The sequence below is a fragment of the Methylomonas koyamae genome (genome assembly GCF_001644025.1).
Classification (GTDB): Bacteria; Pseudomonadota; Gammaproteobacteria; order Methylococcales; family Methylomonadaceae; genus Methylomonas; species Methylomonas koyamae_A.
Genome location: NZ_LUUK01000202.1, coordinates 41090 through 59239, shown reverse-complemented (window position 1 = coordinate 59239; position 18150 = coordinate 41090). Strand labels below are relative to the sequence as shown.

Annotated in this window: 15 protein-coding genes; 4 read left to right on the top strand and 11 right to left on the bottom strand. The window is 52.8% G+C overall.

Features of this window, described 5'->3' with window-relative positions; translation table 11 throughout:
- Nucleotides 1-278 precede the first annotated feature (278 nt).
- The 6 genes from A1355_RS20150 to A1355_RS20125 form a co-directional block, all read right to left on the bottom strand.
- Nucleotides 279-824, bottom strand: coding sequence for a hypothetical protein (locus tag A1355_RS20150; protein WP_064031075.1), 546 nt, complete (start codon nucleotides 822-824; stop codon nucleotides 279-281).
- 256 nt (nucleotides 825-1080) lie between these two features.
- Nucleotides 1081-2232: a hypothetical protein gene (locus tag A1355_RS20145; RefSeq protein ID WP_064031074.1), complete on the bottom strand. Its 1152-nt coding sequence runs from the start codon at nucleotides 2230-2232 to the stop codon at nucleotides 1081-1083.
- Between the two features lie 654 nt (nucleotides 2233-2886).
- On the bottom strand, nucleotides 2887-3453 hold the full coding sequence (locus tag A1355_RS20140) for a hypothetical protein (RefSeq protein ID WP_064031073.1): 567 nt from the start codon (nucleotides 3451-3453) through the stop codon (nucleotides 2887-2889).
- A 23-nt stretch (nucleotides 3454-3476) separates the two neighbouring features.
- On the bottom strand, nucleotides 3477-4202 hold the full coding sequence (locus tag A1355_RS25370) for a hypothetical protein (protein WP_157197964.1): 726 nt from the start codon (nucleotides 4200-4202) through the stop codon (nucleotides 3477-3479).
- A gap of 377 nt (nucleotides 4203-4579) precedes the next feature.
- Nucleotides 4580-5296, bottom strand: a complete 717-nt coding sequence (locus A1355_RS20130) for a carboxypeptidase-like regulatory domain-containing protein (RefSeq protein WP_082885670.1) — start codon at nucleotides 5294-5296, stop codon at nucleotides 4580-4582.
- Between the two features lie 122 nt (nucleotides 5297-5418).
- Entirely contained in the window at nucleotides 5419-7437 is a 2019-nt protein-coding gene (locus A1355_RS20125) for a cache domain-containing protein (RefSeq protein ID WP_064031079.1), read from the bottom strand.
- Between the two features lie 429 nt (nucleotides 7438-7866).
- Here A1355_RS20125 and A1355_RS20115 point away from each other — a divergent pair, with 429 nt between their 5' ends.
- Nucleotides 7867-8619 carry a peptidase gene (locus A1355_RS20115; RefSeq protein WP_064031069.1) on the top strand — a complete coding sequence of 251 codons (753 nt, stop codon included), beginning with the start codon at nucleotides 7867-7869 and terminating at the stop codon, nucleotides 8617-8619.
- Nucleotides 8620-8776: 157 nt separating this feature from the next.
- Here the strand turns inward: A1355_RS20115 and A1355_RS20110 are convergent, their stop codons facing one another.
- Both A1355_RS20110 and A1355_RS20105 read right to left on the bottom strand, forming a co-directional pair.
- Nucleotides 8777-9745: an alpha-E domain-containing protein gene (locus A1355_RS20110; RefSeq protein ID WP_064031068.1), complete on the bottom strand. Its 969-nt coding sequence runs from the start codon at nucleotides 9743-9745 to the stop codon at nucleotides 8777-8779.
- A 1-nt stretch (nucleotide 9746) separates the two neighbouring features.
- Nucleotides 9747-11204 (bottom strand): circularly permuted type 2 ATP-grasp protein, encoded by a 1458-nt coding sequence (locus tag A1355_RS20105; RefSeq protein WP_064031067.1) that lies wholly within the window; start codon nucleotides 11202-11204, stop codon nucleotides 9747-9749.
- A gap of 441 nt (nucleotides 11205-11645) precedes the next feature.
- On the opposite strand from A1355_RS20105, the gene A1355_RS20100 reads away from it, so the two are divergent.
- Genes A1355_RS20100 through A1355_RS20090 form a run of 3 tightly spaced genes read left to right on the top strand, consistent with a single transcriptional unit; the run spans nucleotide 11646 to nucleotide 15791 of the window.
- Nucleotides 11646-14186: a circularly permuted type 2 ATP-grasp protein gene (locus A1355_RS20100; protein ID WP_064031066.1), complete on the top strand. Its 2541-nt coding sequence runs from the start codon at nucleotides 11646-11648 to the stop codon at nucleotides 14184-14186.
- 13 nt (nucleotides 14187-14199) lie between these two features.
- Nucleotides 14200-15171 (top strand): transglutaminase family protein, encoded by a 972-nt coding sequence (locus tag A1355_RS20095; RefSeq protein WP_082885669.1) that lies wholly within the window; start codon nucleotides 14200-14202, stop codon nucleotides 15169-15171.
- On the top strand, nucleotides 15168-15791 hold the full coding sequence (locus A1355_RS20090) for an inorganic pyrophosphatase (protein ID WP_064031065.1): 624 nt from the start codon (nucleotides 15168-15170) through the stop codon (nucleotides 15789-15791). The genes A1355_RS20095 and A1355_RS20090 overlap by 4 nt, the downstream gene beginning before the upstream one ends.
- 89 nt (nucleotides 15792-15880) lie before the next feature.
- Here the strand turns inward: A1355_RS20090 and A1355_RS20085 are convergent, their stop codons facing one another.
- From A1355_RS20085 to A1355_RS20075, 3 genes are all read right to left on the bottom strand, one after another.
- Entirely contained in the window at nucleotides 15881-16348 is a 468-nt protein-coding gene (locus A1355_RS20085) for an Hsp20 family protein (RefSeq protein WP_064031064.1), read from the bottom strand.
- 174 nt (nucleotides 16349-16522) lie between these two features.
- Nucleotides 16523-16723 carry a YgaP family membrane protein gene (locus A1355_RS20080; RefSeq protein WP_064031063.1) on the bottom strand — a complete coding sequence of 67 codons (201 nt, stop codon included), beginning with the start codon at nucleotides 16721-16723 and terminating at the stop codon, nucleotides 16523-16525.
- A 9-nt stretch (nucleotides 16724-16732) separates the two neighbouring features.
- Nucleotides 16733-18010 carry an NAD(P)/FAD-dependent oxidoreductase gene (locus A1355_RS20075; protein WP_064031062.1) on the bottom strand — a complete coding sequence of 426 codons (1278 nt, stop codon included), beginning with the start codon at nucleotides 18008-18010 and terminating at the stop codon, nucleotides 16733-16735.
- Nucleotides 18011-18150: the final 140 nt, after the last annotated feature.

Genomic DNA, 18150 nt, shown 5'->3' with positions numbered 1-18150 from the left:
AACTTTTTGCTAAGAGCTTATCCTTATTAATCTCCGTCGCAAATAAATGCGCATCTGTAAACAACAGCGACAACAATATAAATATGTGATTTATCTTCATCTAAATTCCATATGGCACTCAGCAACGGGGATCAGAGAAAAGTTAAATACAATGTTACTCTAGGGAACATCTGATTAATTCAGTTTTTCAAGATAAATTTATGCATAAGCCATTGATTTAATTCGATATGAAATTTGAAGACACGAATTAATCAGAGGCTCCCTAGCCCTATTATTCATTATTGGCTATCCGACCAGGATTCCAAAAATTTAAGTGCATCAAGCAATGTATCAACTTGACACTCTGAATTGCCAGATAATTCATTTATTAGGTTTGATAATTTTACCCACTGAGAAATAAGCGATAGTAGAAACAACTCTTCATGGATAACGCAAAATTTATAACGAAATAGGCAAGCCGCACTTAATCTATCTCTATGCGAATAGAGGAAAGATAAATTCTTTTCTTTTATAGACGAATATGCGGACTCGAAAATAAAATCGCTTGAATACTCCTTTGCCAACTTAAAAGCATTTACCCTAGAATATTTTTCGCTACAAAAAATAGTTTCTTCATTTGCGTACAATACATCCGGCCTAGTAATTAAGTATTGCACCATGTTGCCTGCTATTAGAGTTAACTCCTCATTCCCTGGCAATCCGTATATCTCTTGACATGAATACCAAGTTGAGTTTTCCAGGACAGAAACAAATGCATTTTGCATCAAGTCAATACGATCTTTTGAGCCACCGTCTAAACAAAATAGTTTATTTAAAATATCCATTAATCCTGCCAAAATAAATTATTAAGGGACGCAGTTTTTTGCTACTGAAGTTGAGCAATGTGCGGCAGCATTTCGTTTGCTAGAAAAGGCCGCAAGGCGTAATCTTAGGGCGTCGAGAGGCGAAACCGTATTGCGCCGCATGTTGACTTTTAATCATTCGGCGCATTACGCTATTGCCAATGCGCCCTACGCGAGCTATAGCCCCTACTCATATTCGGGTTAACTATCCTACATACACCCATCATACCCAGATCAGTTACAGCCGTAGATCGCTAAGACTAATGATTTTATGCAAAATAAATTTACCTCCTTCAATAACAGCTTTCGAATTATTTTGAACGACAAAAAGACCATTTTCGTTTTTAAATAAAAAAATCTTAGTCGAAAGGTTAAATATCATTCCTTTCTCTACAAAGTCCTTTTCAATTAACTTTCGACCTCTGCCATCCAATATATCAAGCCTCATGCCATTTTCCGGCAATCCATAAACGACAACAATTCGATCATTATAAAAACTTACACCCCCTGCCATATCAGCTACTTTATTGGCTTTTATCGAAAAGACAACGCTCTCCCATTTCTCCTTAAAATTAGAATCGAACAAACTGACAACTCTGTTTAATGAACCAGACTTGAAATTCTCATACGTAATTACAACATCACCAGTTTGATTTAATTCAAAACTCGCATTGCGTCCTTCAATGAATTTGCTTTTAATTAATTCGCCATCCGATGACAACCAACCAAACCAGATTGAATCTTTACCTTGCGAGCTAAAAACAGAACCAAGCAAAACCACTTTTCCGTCTTTTGCAAATAATCCATTATGAACATCAATATTGGACTCATAATAACGCTCCCATTCAATGACTCCGTCCAAGCCTGCTTTCAGCGCCGCACCTTTACCCTCGGAACTTCCAATCAACAAATAGCCTTTATTCAGGACTAACAGCTCCTGAAATACTGGCGCATGAAATAATTTAAACGAATCAAGCTTAATAACAGGAAATCCATCTAGAATAATTAAGTAACCAGAACTTTCTTTAATTAGACAAATAAAACCATGACCATCTTCAATCATAGACTCTACACTAAAATCCTGATTTTCATTATTTAGATACTTGCCCTTAATCTCACTATAGACTGAGTCTGACTCAATAGCGCCAGAAACATTAACTCTCCATATTTTTTTACCTACCAATTTCGAACTGCTTCTTTCACTTTCATCTAACATAATCCATAATTTCTGTTTATCTGGAGCAAAAAAAACATTACGAACAATATAATCATTCCTCGAATCGGAAAGCTCTTTTATATTTGAAACCGTTAAAATTTCAGCATTTACTAACTGAGGAAAAATAATAAAAACTAGAAATCGGAAAAATATTTTCATGGCTAATACTTTCATTTGCAACTCAGTAAGTCTTTATCATCATTATCTTTTGGGAACCTCTGAAAAACTGCCGTTTTGAGTAGCAGTCATTTCGAAAGCAGATAAAAAATTCAATAATCGTCCGTTTTTTCCATCAAAACAGCCGTTATTTGTCGAAAACAAGCCCTTCTCCGGGCCTATTTTCAAATTTCAGACGCAATTTTGGCGAAGGTTTACCACCTATACAACCAGTCGTGTAGGATGGGTAGAGCGGAGCGAAACCCATCACGAGAACATCAAACCCACCGAAACCCAATGTCAAAATCGACATCTGACCAAAACACGTATTTAAGTTAAACAAATGATTTCGGCCTTATCTGATGGATTTCAGCTATAGTCTCTACCCATCTACGGGGTACGGCTTTATCTTAATCCAACCACACCCAATATATTTTCATATTTCTGGCGGAAGTCGTCAGACGTTCCGCCATATGCGCCTTACAAAAAGTTAGAGTGTATTTTTGGTGTCGCATCCCTGGGTGGATGCTGGACTGAGAGCCATCTATACATTCATACTTGTTGTTATTCGCTTATCGAAGCCATCAACGTACCCATCACTTACCTCCGCAGTTGAAGCCAACATTCGGCGGATCACCCTATCGGGTATACGCCTTACGGATTAGTTCAAGGTCAATCCAACGGAACATCATAAAAAGTAAAATCAAGAGATGTATTTGTAAAGTCAGCTTTACATGTCTCATTTTGAACCATATAAGAAAAGTAAAAACCCGCTATAACTGACACCATTATTTTATCTTTTTGCAGCTTTTTTGAATCCAAAAAATCAGAGATATGAAAATTCCATATCTTAGCTTCACCTGGAGAAAGTGAAATTGTTTTCAAAGGCTTTGATACTCTGTTGTCAGTTGATAACTTGTTATGTGAGATCGAAACCTCCTTTCCTTCATATAAATATGTAACCATAAATGAATCAGAAAAGTCTTCCCAAAACTGTAAATTAACACTGGCGGTTAAGTTGTTCTTTAACATTAATTTAATGCTTTTACCACTACCTTTTGCATTTTTTTCAATGGCCATTGATGCTCGCAAAGAAGTTTTAGCATCGACAGCACATATTGGACTCATAACTTCTTTTGTTTGATTCAAACTCTCTGCAAATCCATCTTTCACTATAAGAATCCCCAAGAAAACAGTAATTACAAATCTAAATAAAATAAACCCCCTAGTGATTCTCATAATTTAATCTGACAAAAATAAAGTTAATTCAGAATACTTTTTAATGCTGTCTTTCTAGCACCAATTGTAGTAACTCTCGCATCAACCACACCATGTTCAATATCGATAAATGGTGGAATTGGGTTATGTTTTGTAGTTTTGTTATTAGCCGCAACATCATCATTATGAAAAATAGTCATCGCACCGGAATAACTAGGCAATGCCATAATTTTCGCTTTTGCATCTGCAGCATTATCAGCATCCCCTAAAGGTATAGATAAGGCTTCTATAGCATTTTTCAATTTTGTGTAAGCTGGATTTAAATCATTTCTGTATTGTGTGATATGCAAATCCTCATGCGCTTGAACCGCATAAAGCATATAGTATCCGCTGTCAGCATTTTGATTCGCAACATCATTTAAACTCCTTATCATAGCGCTTAATACTGCGCAACTGTTAGTTGAAGCAATAAGAACAGGAGTTACCTCTGCAACTCCATATAATAAACGCACCCCTTGAGGAGCTTGGGAAGCTGCTTTTGTTATTCTAACTTTCCAAGCTTTTCTGGCGCAGTAAGCTGTAACATCAAAGGTGGGATCGTCTTCAACCGTTACCCCCCAACCTGCGGGGGTTTGATCAAATAAAACAGCCAAATAATTCAAAGATGCTATACCACCTGGATCACTTGCTGCTGAAACATCAATCGGATTTCCGGTCGCAGGCTTACAAAATTTGCATTTTTCAGTTGGCTTATCTGTGTCATCAGGCATTTTTTAGGTGAGCCATTTTCACAGATTGGTTTCTTACAGCCCCCCTTGGTATCATCATCTGGCACGTCAGTATTGTCGGGTACATCTTTTGGAGAACCACTTTGACATTCAGGCTTTTTACAGTTTTTAGGCGTATTCAAAGATGCTAGTTTAGGATCCCCATCGTTAGCCACACAATTACAATTCCCATCGCAATCCTTGCAAACCGGACAGCCGTTGGCACACCCACTCCCCCCCGGCTGACTCCCACAATGCCAACCCACCTTAATCACCCCCACGCCTTCGTTGCTCTTGATGACCCTGCCGTCCTTTGCGACCGTCCCCAAACCGATCACCACGAATTCTTCCAGGTCGTGGTCGTAGGAGTACATTTCCACTTACGCGCCGGGTTTGTGGCCGTCGACGTTGGGCAGGGTCAGCCGGGCCGGCGGGTCGAATTTGGCGCCGACCGGTTGGATGGTGACGATAAACTGCGGTTGCATGCCGTTCGGCGGCGCCATCGGGATTTTGCTGGCGTTGACCGGCGTGACCGAGAGCTTGCCGGTCTTCTTGCCGTCCGGGAAGGTGACCGAGCCGCGTTTGACTTCCAACGCGAAGCCGGGCACGTCGGGCAGGGTCAGCGTGACGTCTTGGTCGCCGACGGTTTTGGCGTTGACGGTGTCGAGTTTGACCAGGTAGATCGGCGCGGACAGCGGGTTGTCGGCACCGGCTATCGTGACGAGGTTGAAGGCGAGCGTGGGCCATTCGCCTTCGGCGCTGGTGGTGCTGCCGTCAGCGATCAAGCGCACTGCGCCGACCGGGACTTCGGTGATTTTGAATTGGCCTTGGGTGTCGGTTTGTGCTTCGCGGGTGGTGCCGTCGACTCGGACGGTGACGTTCGGCAGTGGGTGTTCTTGGTTGTCGAGCACGACGCCGCTGATGCTGGTTTGGCCGGCGTTGCCGGTTTTCAGCGCGGAGGCGGTGAAGCCAGCGTAGAGGCTGGTGCCAACCAGGGTGGCGGTGGCGCGGTGGACGTCGAGGCCGTCTCGCTGCCCAGCGTGAATTCGGCGGTGGCCCGGCACGATGTTGGGTGGAGCAAGGGCCGGAATTGGCAATGCGAGCTACTCGGAAGACAAAGCCTTATCCCCCCGAGAATTCAAGACTGCGTTTCCATGCCCTAGTCAGCCGAACACCCAAAGTTAAACGGCGAATGGGCGATCGGCCGCCTCGGGTAGATTCAGAACGGAATAAAGATGAAGGCGATCACGTCGTTGACGTAGCCGTCGGCGACTTTGTATTCCCGGTAGCCCTTGGACACAGCACTACCCAGCAGGTAATTTCGTTCGCGGTATTGCACCACTCGGGATTCGCGCTGACCGGCCGGCAAGCGAAAGCAGGCACCGTCCAAATCCAACAACTCGCCGGCGCCCAAATCCGAGTCGCCAGCCGTCGCGATGACCCGCTTTTGCCGATCTGCGAACAGCGCGAAACAACCCGCCACCGGACTACCCTGCTCGTCGCGAGGCAATACGTCGCTCAACATCGCCGCGAATTGCGGCTCGCTATCGAAAACAATGCCAATTCCGCCCACGACCCGGGTCGTATCGGCCAAATCGGTGATCGCTGCGTTGTAGATATAGGTAGGTCTCTGGGCGTACAACGCCGAACGAGCAAAAGGCGAGACCCGATAGCTTTGGCTGTCCTGGCATTTCAGGGCCGTGACCGCTCCGCTATCGTCGCCAACCCGGCCGCCGACCAAGGCCTGTTGGTTAGGATCGGACACCGCGACAATGTCACCGTTGGCGTCGTAAACATAGAGATTGGTGTAAACCGTGTACAAGGCGTTGATGTATTGCAGAATATCGGCGATTTCGCGCCGCTGGCCGGCATCGGGGCTGCCGGCGGCCAGGTGACGACGAAATGCCGAGGTCAATGCCCACCAACGGCAATCGTTGGCGCGCTCGTACAGATTGCGGTCCATGATGTCGACCGCCAACGAAGCCAAAAAGCCCGCGTTGTTTAGATGCGACGACATCACGGTGGCTTGCTGCAAGCTGTTGACCGAGGCGGTAAAAATGCTGGCGATATCGGTGCCGATTTGTTTGATCGCTTCCAACACCGGCATGAATTCGGCGGCGTTTTTGCGGGCCGAGGCGATCTGGCCGTTCAATACCAGTAAACCGAGATCGTCGTTGATGGCGGCCGACGCCTTGCGGATGTCGCGCAGTTCCGGCGGAAAACTGCTGGCCTGCTCCATGATGTCCGGCTGATTGGCCGCCGCCATTGGATCGCGGCTAAACGCCTGATTCAGCGCGGTCATCATTTGTCCGCACCAGCCCAAACCGCGAAAGCCCTGATAACCGTTGCTGGCACGGGTGTTGATGATGTACTCGGCGCCGTGATAACGGGCGATGCGTACCGAGCGTTCGACGCTGGACCAGGTATTGACCGGCAACAACAATTCGTCGCTGCTGGCGATCACGCGGCCGTCGTCGCCCAGCACCGCTAGAATACCGTCGTCGCCGGCGCCGAGCAGGTCGGCGAAAATCCCGCGCATTTCGTCGTCGAACTTAAAGCACAGGCACAACACCCCCAGCAGTTTGGAATCGCGCTGGTTGGTTTCGGTAATTTGACAGGAATAGATCAACGAGTGGCGGCGATCCGGCTGTAAATCCGAATATCGGAAGGTTTCGACATAGGCGGCGCCGCCGGTCAAGGTTTCCGAAATCAGCGGATCCGACGACACCGTCACCGGATTGTGCTTATCGAGATGCGCCTTGACCCGACCCTGGGTATCCAACACCAGAATTTCGTCGTAAACGCTGTATTTTTTAACGTATTCGCGCAGCCGGTCTTCAATGAACGCGGTTTGTTCGGCGGTTGGCGCGGCCAGACTTAGAAAGGCGCGAATATCGTCGTCGGTCGCCAGAAATCCGACGTCGGCGGTCCGTTCGAACAAATTCCGCACCAGTAAATCGATCGCCACCTGGGCCTTGGACGCGTTATCCAATACCAGCTTCTGGACGTTCTCCAGCAGCAGATTGTAGGTGAGCTTTTTTTGCAGCTCGCCGAATTTGCCCTGGATTTGATTCATGTCGTCCAATATCGTCGCGGCGACATTGTGGCTATTGATTTTGCCGATCAGCGCGATTTTGCCCCACCAATCGTTTAACGACGCCAGCTGCCGTTCGAACGTCTTGACGTCGGGCATCGCCGACAACAATTTATCCGAACTGTTTTCCAAAAGTGCCTGCATAAAACTCCTTGTTTGCGGTAGGTTGAAACAGCGTTCTCGACCGGCACCGGCGAAATCGCCGACTTCCGGTAAGGATTGCATGACATCGTCGATGCATTGCGGGAAGCGCCGACGCGGATCGACGCTTCCCGCACTACACGCCGCCGATCTCCGTGCGGCCGCCAAACGGGAAACAAAAACCGTACCAAGCGACCGAAACCACGAATTTCGCCGGCCGGCGCCGGCCTACCGGCGCGGCGACGGTAGCTGTCGCACCAGCACGGTGCGGTCTGCCGCACCAACTCCGCCAGATTCCATGCAAGCTATCTGGTTAATATTGTTGATAAATTCCCTATCCGCCGCCGACGTGTCGGCAATTGCGCCGGTCGGCTTGGCCTGACTCGCCGACTTTAGTACACTGAACCGATTACTTCATTTCAGGCAGCGCGCATGACTTACTGTATTGCAGTCTCGTTGAAGGACGGACTGGTGTTAACTTCGGATTCCAGAACCAATGCCGGCATCGACAATGTCAGCATTTACGGCAAGATGCACGCGTTCAACACCAACCCCGACCGCAAGATCGTCATGCTCAGCGCCGGCAATCTGGCCACCACGCAGTCGGTCATCGACCAAATCAAGCGCGACATCAAGGAACATGCGGAAATCAATTTGAACACCGTGCATTACTTGTCCGAAGCCGCCGAGTATTTGGGAAGGATCAGCGTGGAAAAACAGCGCCGCCACACCGACGATGGTCAAAGCAGCTTCAATCCGTCGGCAACCTTCATTCTGGCCGGCCAGATTGCCCAGGAGCCGCACGGCGCCTATCTGGTTTACCCGGAGGGCAATTGCATCACCACCTCGCGGCAAACGCCTTATTTGCAAATCGGCGAGAACAAATACGGCAAACCGGTGCTGGATCGATTTTTGAAAATCGATACCGACCTGCACGAAGCCGGCCGCTGTTGCCTGATTTCGATGGATTCGACGATGCGCAGCAACGCCAGCGTCGGCGCGCCGGTGGAGCTGTTGATTTACACGAAGGATGCGATGAAGCTGGACGAGTATTACTGCTTTCAGGAAGATAACGAATACCTGATTCAATTGCGGCGGATGTGGCACGAAAAGCTAAAGGAGGCCTTCGCGACCTTGCCGCAATTCAGCAAGGATGACGCCAAACCGCTGCCGGGCTGCTTCTAAACCGAGCCGCCCACGCGGCGGCCTAACGCTGAACGGCGCCGTATCGACAGTATTTCGGCGCAAAAACCGTACCCAAGCGCCGACCCTTCGGCCTGCGCCAAATCCGCGGGGCGCTAAGGATTTGTAGCGCCCGCCAATGCCTTCGCTAAAACGGCAGCTAAGCCGCCTTTTCCAACTCCATGCTCGCTTCGCCGTTGTCGGCGTCGAAAAACCAGGCGGCCGCGATGCGCCGGTGCAAGTCGTCGAAACGGGTTTGCAGATCGTCCAGCAATGCGTGCAGTTCGCCGGGCGGCGTTTGACGCAGATCGACAGCCAGGATGCGATTCTCCAGCGCTTCCAAATGCGGGAATAAGGCCGTGGCATTGGGCAAACGCTTGATGCAATGGGCGATCTCGTCCAGACAATGCAGCACCGCTCGCGGAAAATCCGGATTCTTCAGCAAGTAGTCCAACACATCCTCGCCCTTGATGCGCTGACGCACCTGCTTGCGGTACATCAACACCGCGCTCAGCGATTTCAAGACGTTGATCCATAGAATGGTTTCGTACTCGCGCATCTTGTGGCTGCGGTTTTCCGCCAACAGCACGCTACCGAAGTCCATGATCCGGCTGGTCATGTCGGCCCGCTCGATATTGCGGCCGATGCATAAAAAACGGTACGCGTCGTTTCGGCTCATCGCGCCGTAAATAAAGCCGGTGAAGCGTTGGCAACCGGCCATGATTTCCTGCAAATACTGAGCCCGGCCACGCCGATTCGACAAACTGTCCAGATGGTTGTTGGCGTACAGATACATTTCGTTGACCAATTCCCAAGCTTCGTCCGGCATCAGTTCGCGACTGGTGCGGATATTTTCCCGCGCCGCCGACAACGACGATAACAGCGAACCGGGATTACCGGTATCGGCCAACAGGAAACGGGTGGTATTGTGCTCGCTGGGGTTTTTGAAGCGCTGGTAAAACCCGGCCTCCACGCCGCAAATATTCAGCAGATTGTGCCAGCCCATTTCAACGCCGTAGGGCAAATCGTAGATCAAGTGCATCGTCGCGCTGATCAAGCGAGCGGTGTTCTCGGTGCGTTCCAGATAGCGGGCCAGCCAATAGAGACGTTCGGCGGAGCGAGATAGCATGTCATTTCTCCCGGTTGATGATCCAAGTGTCCTTGCTGCCGCCGCCCTGCGACGAGTTAACGACCAGCGAACCGGCTTTTAACGCGACGCGGGTCAGACCGCCGGCGGTCACGAAACCGCGCTCGCCTTGCAGGATGAACGGCCGCAAATCGATGTGGCGAGGCTCCAACCGATCGCCGCACAAGGTCGGACAGGTCGAAAGCGCCAGCGTGGGCTGCGCGATGTAGTTGCGCGGATTGGCCTGGACCAGTTTATGAAATTGCTTGATGTCTTTCTGGGTGGCATGCGGCCCGACCAACATGCCGTAACCGCCGGACTCGTTGGCCGGCTTGACGACCAATTCGGCCAAATGCTCCAGCACGTAGGCGCATTGCTCGGGATCGCTACAAAGATAGGTGGGTACGTTGGGCAACAGCGGCTCTTCGTTAAGATAGTAGCGGATCATCGCCGGCACGTAGGCATACACCACCTTGTCGTCGGCGACGCCGGCGCCGGGCGCGTTCGCCAACGCCACGTTGCCGGCTTTCCAAGCCCTCAGCAAGCCTTTGACGCCCAGCACCGAATCCTTCCGAAACACCTCCGGGTCGAGGAACATATCGTCGATCCGCCGATAGATCACGTCGACTTTTTCCAAACCCTTGACGGTGCGCATGTACACGCAATCATCGTCCTTGACCACCAGGTCGCCGCCTTCGACCAACTCGGCGCCCATTTGTTGAGCCAAAAATGCATGTTCGAAGTATGCCGAGTTATAAATTCCGGGCGTCAATACCGCGATTTGCGGCTGATCCTCCGGTCTCGGCGCAATCGACGTCAGCATTTCGAACAACTGGGTCGGGTAGTCGTCCACCGGCAGTATGTTCAAGTTCTCGAGTAACTCTGGAAACACTCGCTTGGTGATGACCCGGTTCTCTATCATGTAAGACACGCCGGACGGCACCCGCAAATTGTCTTCCAGTACGTAAACCACGCCGTCGCCGTCGCGTACCAAATCGCTACCGCAGATATTGGCCCAAACCCCGAACTTAGGCTTGAACCCAACACATTCCGGCCGAAAATTGCTGGAACTCGCAATCAATTCGGTCGGCACCACGCCGTCCTTGATGATCTGCCGCTCGTTATAAACATCGTCGATGAAGTGGTTCAATGCACGCAAACGCTGCCGCAAGCCGGCGTCGATACCCTGCCACTCCTGAAAATCGATTAAGCGCGGAATGATGTCGAACGGCCAAGCCCGGTCGATGTTGCCTTCGTCGCTATAGACGGTGAAGGTAATACCCATCTCCAATATCGCCGCCTCGGCGGCCGACAGGCGCCCCTTGATGGCTTCCATGCCCAAGGATTGCAAGTACTGACTCAAAGTGGCGCACGTTTGACGCGGCTGGCCGCCACCATCCATCATTTCGTCGTAGGCTTGGTTGGCGCGGTATTGCGCCCATATCGATTGCTCGGACTTCATGCGGGCATCCCTGGTTATCGCTATTATGGTGCCGGACCGCACTAAGTTGGCGCACAAAAGCCGATTCCGGATTCACCCCGCGCCGTTTGCGCGGGTTTCATTTCGTCAATGCAAGCCTGATGCCAAAAAGCCCGGAAAAAGCGCGGTATTCACCAAAGCTGTGCATATTGCCAACAGCTGCCCAAAAATCGGACAATCGAACCACCGGTACGGATACTGGCGGTCGGAAACACACGAAAATGCCGCCCCTCGCTGCCACATCGTTGCCCGCCCGCCCGCGGGTCTCCCGATATACACTTAGGCGCGAAATTTGCTGTCGCTTAGCTTATCGTTCGTCAACTCAGGACCGCCATTGACTCCGCGCTCACCCCGACCCAGCAAAAATCGCTCGGCTTCCCACCGCAAATTGCGCCAAACGACTTAAACCGGCAAACTAAGCCCATGAGCCAGTTATTGCTAGAAGAAGCGTTATCCCCCGGCTATCGTCTGAACCCCAGCGTCTACGACGAAATGCTCGACAAATCCGGTCGCGTCCGGCCGCATTGGCGGCATTTGATGGAGGCTCTGCAACAGTTGGGACCCGAGGAACTGGCTCACCGGTATCGCGAAGCGCTACGGTTGTTGCGTGAGAACGGTGTCACCTATAACGTCTACGGCGATCCGGACGGCCTGAACCGACCTTGGCAGCTCGACCCGGTACCCTTCGTCGTTTCCGGCAACGAGTGGTTCGATATCGAAGCCGGCCTGTTGCAACGCGCCGAATTGCTGAATCTGGTATTGGCCGACTTGTACGGCCCGCGCACGCTGATCAAAAAGAACCTGCTGCCGCTGGAGCTGATATACAACCACGGCGGCTTCCTGCGCGCTTGCGATCAAGTGCGCTTGCCGGGCGAGCAACAATTGGTATTGTATGCCGCCGATTTGGCGCGCGGCCCCGACAACAAGATGTGGGTACTGGGCGACCGCACCCAAGCGCCGTCGGGCGCCGGTTACGCATTGGAAAACCGTTTGGCGATGTCGAGGGTATTGCCGAGCCTGTTTCGAGATGCCCAGGTCCACCGATTGGCCCGATTCTTTCAGGCGCTACGGGCCGGTCTGAACGCGATCGCTCCGCAAACCGCCCACACGCCGATGGTGGTGGTACTGACCCCCGGCCCGCTCAACGAAACTTTTTTCGAACACGCCTACCTGGCGTCCTACCTGGGCTACCCACTGGTGCAAGGTGACGACCTGACCGTCCGCGACGGCTATGTCTGGCTAAAATCGCTGACCGGTTTGCAACGGGTCGACGTGATTCTGCGCCGGGTAGACGACAATTATTGCGACCCGCTGGAACTGCGCGAAGATTCGCGCCTGGGCGTGCCCGGCCTTTTGGAAGCGGCCAGACGCGGCAATGTCGCGATCGCCAATCCGCTCGGCAGCGGGATTCTGGAAAACCCCGGTCTGTTGGCCTTCCTGCCCGGTATCGCACAACACTTTCTCGGCCAACCGTTAAAGCTGAATTCGATCGCCACCTGGTGGTGCGGTCAGGCCGGCGAATTGTCCTATGTCCTCGCCAATCTGAAACGTCTGGTCATCAAACCGATTTACCGGCAACCCGGCGAACACGCGGTGTTCGGCCACCAGCTCAGCAAGTCGCAGCTGGAGGTCTGGCGCGAGCGTATCCGAGCCCGCCCCGCCTTTTACGTCGCCCAGGAATACGAAAGTTTCTCGACCGTGCCGTCGATGGTCGGCGACGGCTTCGAACCGCGCCAGGCCTTGCTGCGTTGTTTCGCGGTGGCCAGGGCCGGCGGCTACGCACTGATGCCCGGAGGCCTGACCCGTAGCGCGCCCAACTATGGCGACGTTTACATTACCAATCAACTCGGCAGCATCAGCAAGGATACTTGGGTCATAGCCACCGAACCGCAATCCCCGCCGGCCAGCGCCGGCCCGGCCAGCGCCGGCGGACCTCCCGGATTGCGCAATGCCTTGCCGAGCCGAGCCGCCGACAATATTTTTTGGGTGGGCCGCAATGCGGAACGCGCCGAAGGCTGCGTGCGTCTGTTGCGGGCGACGTTGAAGCGGTTGGTGATTAACCCGGACAGCGACCATCCCGACTATCCGCCCAGCCTGCATCGCCTGCTGCACTGCGTCACGAGTCTGACCGGTAGTTATCCCGGCTTCTTCGGCAAGAAAGCGGACGACAAGCTCCTGCGCGCGCCTGAGCCGGAACTGCTGGCCTTGATGCAGGACGATACCCGACCCGGCAGCCTGCCCAATTCGGTGCGGGGCTTGCAACAAGCCGGCTACGCGGTGCGGGATTTATGGTCGTCCGATACTTGGCGGGTTATCGACGAAATTGGCGAGCAAATCGCCGACACCAAACGCGCCGGTAAAACCGGTTTGTGGACGATGCAAGAGCACCTGGATCAACTGGTCACCTCGCTGTCCGCATTCAGCGGTTTGGTGATGGAAAGCATGACGCGAGGCAACGGTTGGTTGTTTTTGGACATCGGCCGTCGCCTGGAGCGGGGTCTGCAATTGATTTCGGTGTTGCGGACCGGATTTGCCGAGCCGCTGCCGGAAGGCGCGGAAACCAGACTGATCGAGACCTTGCTGGAGTGTAGCGACAACTTGATCTGTTATCGGCAACACTACCGCAGCAACCCGGAATTGGCGTCGTTTTTGGAGCTGCTGGTGCTGGACCCCAACAATCCGCGTTCGCTGGCGTATCAAATCGCCCGCTTGCAGGAGCATGCCGACAAGTTGCCTAGGGAAACCGAAACCGGCCGGCTCGGCCCAGCGCAGCGCTTGATGCTGGAAGCCAACTGCATACTGAATCTGACCGACATCGACACTTGGCTGGTCGTCGAGAAATCCGGCGTGCGGGAGACCCTGGATCAACAACTCAGCCGGATTTATGCGTTGCTGGCGGCGTTATCGGATACGCTGACCGCCGGCTATTTCCGTCACGGCGACACGCCGCAATCGCTGTCTTGAGGCAGGAGGCCGCATGCGCTACCGCGTTACCCATACCACCCGTTACCGTTATCGCGACATGGTAGCCCTGTCTTACAACGAAGTCAGGATGCAGCCTCGCGCGTGCCCGCACCAACAACTGCTGGCCTCGACGCTGGAAATCAGCCCCAAGCCCAGCGATTACCGACTGCGCAGCGATTTTTTCGGCAACAGGGTCACCTGGTTTTCAATCCGAGAACCCCATCGGGAATTCGCGGTCACCGCCATTAGCGATATTGTCGTCGCCCCGGTGCCAGCCCAGTTGGACTGGTGCGAATCGGCCGATTGGGAAAGCGTCAAGGCGGCACTGTCCGCCGATACCGGCGAAGCGATGCAGGAGGCCCGCCAATTCTCGCTGACGTCGCCCTATATCCCGCCCTCGGCGGACCTGGCCGAGTATGCCGGCGCGTCTTTCACGCCCGGCCGACCATTGATCGAAGCGGTTCACGATTTGATGCAGCGTATCTTCCGCGACTTTACTTTCGATCCGCATTTCAGCAATCTGGCGACCCCACTGAGCGAAGTGCTGGAGCATCGGCGCGGAGTCTGTCAAGATTTCGCCCACCTGGCGATTGGTTGCATCCGCTCGCAAGGCTTGGCGGCCCGGTATGTCAGCGGCTATATCGAAACCCTACCGCCGCCGGGCGTCGAAAAATTGATCGGCGCCGACGCCTCGCACGCGTGGTTTTCGGTGTTTCTGCCGGAACTGGGCTGGCTGGATTTCGACCCCACCAACAATCAACTGCCCGGCGACCGCCATATTACCGTGGCCTGGGGCCGCGACTACGGCGACGTCGCACCGCTGAAGGGCGTGATTTTCGGCGGCCAGAATCACGAATTGACAGTCTCCGTCTCCGTAGAAAATCTCGAACCTGACGCAGTCGGCATTCGCGGCAACCCGACAAGCGCCGCCGCCAATAACCCGGCTAAAATAACCCCTTTGAATCCAACTCCTCCGATTCCATGAATATCCTACACAAAGCTCATCCCTGGCACGGCATCGCTCCCGGCGATAGCGCTCCGGACATCGTCACCGCATTTATCGAAATCGTGCCGTCCGATACCGTCAAATATGAGATCGACAAACACAGCGGCTATCTGAAAATCGACCGACCTCAGAAATTTTCCAATATGATTCCGACCCTGTACGGCTTTATCCCGCGCACCTATTGCGCTGAAAAAATCGCCGAATATGCAGCCGCGCAATCCGGCCGGCCGGTCAGCAAGGGCGACGGCGACCCGTTGGATATTTGCGTACTCAGCGAACGTAGCGTGACGCACGGCGACATCTTGCTGCAAGCGATACCGATCGGAGGTTTCCGACTGTTGGACGGTGGCGAGGCCGACGACAAGATCATCGCGGTGATGAAGGGCGACGAGTTTTACCGGCAATGGCGCGACGTTTCCGATTGTCCGGAATCCTACATCAACCGTCTGAAACACTACTTTTTGACTTACAAACACCTACCCAGCGAGAAAAGCGTTTGCGAAATTACTCACGTCTACGGTAGACAGGAAGCGCACGAAGTGATTAAACGGTCGATGGCCGACTACCAATACCATTTCGGCTGCCAAGACGACGGCTAGTGCAACCCGCTCGCCGTTTTATCCGTGCAAAGGCCGCCGGTAAGACCCGGCGACCTTCATTCAGGAAAAACCGCTTCGATCCGCGGAACTCAAACCACGCTAACTTCAGCCGCGTCGTGGCTTAAAACTTGACCGGCGCTATCGATTTCGATGCGGCGCGGCTTCATCGCTTCCGGCACTCGCTTAGTCAAGCGCACGGTCAGGATGCCGTCGCGGTAATGGGCGCCCGCCACTTCGATGTGTTCGGCCAAATTGAAGCGTCGCTCAAAATTGCGACTGACAATGCCTTCGTGCAAAAAATGCCGTTTATCGCCCGCCCGAGGTTTTTCGCCCTTAACGGTCAACACCTTGTTTTCGGTTTCGATAGTGAGTTGTTCCGGGGAGAAACCAGCTACCGCTAAACTGATCGCGTACTGTTTATCCTCGACGAGTTCAATGTCGTAAGGTGGGTAATCGTAGTTGGCCCGATCGGTTTGCAAAATCCCGTCCAGCATGGCGGCCCATTGGCCGGAAGCCAGGTTAGGACGATATATTGGGGTGTATTCGACTCGCATCATTCCATCCTCCTAAATTTCAAGATCACGGTTACCGAACCGGCTAACGGTTCGTCCGACTTGGATTTAGGAGCGCTTTGCAAAATTTCAAGTCCTAAAATAGGCGATTGACTATCAGCCAAGCGAAAAAAAAAGGCCAGGCCGCCTTGACTGCGCGGCCCGACCGAGAGGGAACGACTAAAATGCGCGGCCAGGCTTGACGCCGAGCTTTCTCAAAATAATCGCCAGAGGACAAAAACCAGTGAATGCGGCTTGCAGCAGGTTCGCACCGACAAAGGCGGTAAACCATAACCAATTCGGCGAATGCCAATGCGCCAAGGCCAGGCTCGACAAGATGAACGAACCGGCAAACGCCATCACCCAGCGATCGATGGACATAAGGACCTCCTATTTCAAACGCACCACACCCATGAATTTCAACATCATTCGTTCGTAGAAGGGTTCGCTAATGCCTTTTCTAACCTTGCGCATAAAGTATTTTTCGAACGCAATCTTCGCCAGATGCACCCACTTGCCATGAGCCGACCAAGTGGTGTTACGCGGTGGAATCTGCGGTACGGCCAAGAAGGCAACGCCGCTATCGCCTAGGTCCGCCAGACACAACGCGCTCAAACTCGGTTTGTCGGTCGGCTGTTTGCCGGCCAATTCGTCACGGATATTGTGCGCGGTCGCGGTAACCATCGATTCGATCATGTAACCGGTTTTCGGGGTCCCGGTCGGCACCGGGGTTTTTTCAACCGGCGGCAGGGCCACGCAAACGCCGACCGAGTAAACATTTTTATAGGTCGGGTTACGTTGATACTCATCGACGATGACAAAGCCGCGCGGGTTGGTCAGGCCTTCGGCGCCGCAGTGGCGTACCGCGTCGACACCGGTGAAAGCCGGCAGCATCATCGAATGCTTGAACGGCACCTCGTGCTTTTTCTTTTCGTTGCCGTCGTCGTCAACTTCGGTGACATACATCATGCCCTGTTCGATTTTGTCGACCTTGGCGTTGGTGATCCATTTGATGGTCTTATCGCGCAAAGCGCTTTCCAATAACCCTTTGGTATCGCCGACGCCACCCAAGCCCAAATGGCCGATGTAGGGTTCGGAAGTCACGAAGGTCATCGGTACTTTGTCGCGAATCTTGCGTTTGCGCAATTCGGTTTCGATGATCATCAGATATTCGTAAGCCGGGCCGAAACACGACGCCCCTTGCACCGCGCCGATGACGATCGGGCCGGGATCGTCCATGAAGCGGTCCCAATCATCGGAGGCCAATGCGGCGTGATCGACGTGGCAAACCGACGAGGTATGCCCGCCGTGCGGCCCCAAACCGGGCACTTCGTCGAAGGCCAAGCGAGGTCCGGTGGCGATCACCAAAAAGTCGTATTCCACCGACGTGCCGTCCGCCAGATCGACTTTATTATTTGCCGGATCGACTTTGCTGGCGGACTTCTGTACGAAGTTGATGCCTTTCTTGGCCATCACCGGCGCCAATTCGATTTTCAAATCTTCCGGCTTGCGCCATTTCGGCGGTATCCACGGGTTCGAAGGGACGAAGTGGAACGTCGGGGTGTCGGATATCACGACCACTTCGTGAGCCTTGCCGACGATTTCCTTCATTTCATACGCCATCGGCACGCCACCGATGCCCGCGCCTAATACTACGATTCTTGCCATGACATGCTCCTCTCGCTGATGTCTAAACGAATACGCGGCCGAGTCTATCGTTATTCTTTATCGTGTTATAAAAGCCACCGACCGTGCGAAACCTAGAATATTAGAATTTTCTAACATACGCAACCAAAATCTACCCTTCC

What these genes read in the sequence shown, in the direction of transcription:
- A1355_RS25370 (WP_157197964.1), bottom strand. Translation starts at nt 4,202, where the DNA reads ATGCCTGATGACACAGATAAGCCAACTGAAAAATGCAAATTTTGTAAG.
- A1355_RS20075 (WP_064031062.1), bottom strand. Translation starts at nt 18,010, where the DNA reads ATGGCAAGAATCGTAGTATTAGGCGCGGGCATCGGTGGCGTGCCGATG.
- A1355_RS20145 (WP_064031074.1), bottom strand. Translation starts at nt 2,232, where the DNA reads ATGAAAGTATTAGCCATGAAAATATTTTTCCGATTTCTAGTTTTTATT.
- A1355_RS20100 (WP_064031066.1), top strand. Translation starts at nt 11,646, where the DNA reads ATGAGCCAGTTATTGCTAGAAGAAGCGTTATCCCCCGGCTATCGTCTG.
- A1355_RS20105 (WP_064031067.1), bottom strand. Translation starts at nt 11,204, where the DNA reads ATGAAGTCCGAGCAATCGATATGGGCGCAATACCGCGCCAACCAAGCC.
- A1355_RS20090 (WP_064031065.1), top strand. Translation starts at nt 15,168, where the DNA reads ATGAATATCCTACACAAAGCTCATCCCTGGCACGGCATCGCTCCCGGC.
- A1355_RS20140 (WP_064031073.1), bottom strand. Translation starts at nt 3,453, where the DNA reads ATGAGAATCACTAGGGGGTTTATTTTATTTAGATTTGTAATTACTGTT.
- A1355_RS20150 (WP_064031075.1), bottom strand. Translation starts at nt 824, where the DNA reads ATGGATATTTTAAATAAACTATTTTGTTTAGACGGTGGCTCAAAAGAT.
- A1355_RS20125 (WP_064031079.1), bottom strand. Translation starts at nt 7,437, where the DNA reads ATGCAGGCACTTTTGGAAAACAGTTCGGATAAATTGTTGTCGGCGATG.
- A1355_RS20080 (WP_064031063.1), bottom strand. Translation starts at nt 16,723, where the DNA reads ATGTCCATCGATCGCTGGGTGATGGCGTTTGCCGGTTCGTTCATCTTG.
- A1355_RS20115 (WP_064031069.1), top strand. Translation starts at nt 7,867, where the DNA reads ATGACTTACTGTATTGCAGTCTCGTTGAAGGACGGACTGGTGTTAACT.
- A1355_RS20085 (WP_064031064.1), bottom strand. Translation starts at nt 16,348, where the DNA reads ATGATGCGAGTCGAATACACCCCAATATATCGTCCTAACCTGGCTTCC.
- A1355_RS20110 (WP_064031068.1), bottom strand. Translation starts at nt 9,745, where the DNA reads ATGCTATCTCGCTCCGCCGAACGTCTCTATTGGCTGGCCCGCTATCTG.
- A1355_RS20095 (WP_082885669.1), top strand. Translation starts at nt 14,200, where the DNA reads ATGCGCTACCGCGTTACCCATACCACCCGTTACCGTTATCGCGACATG.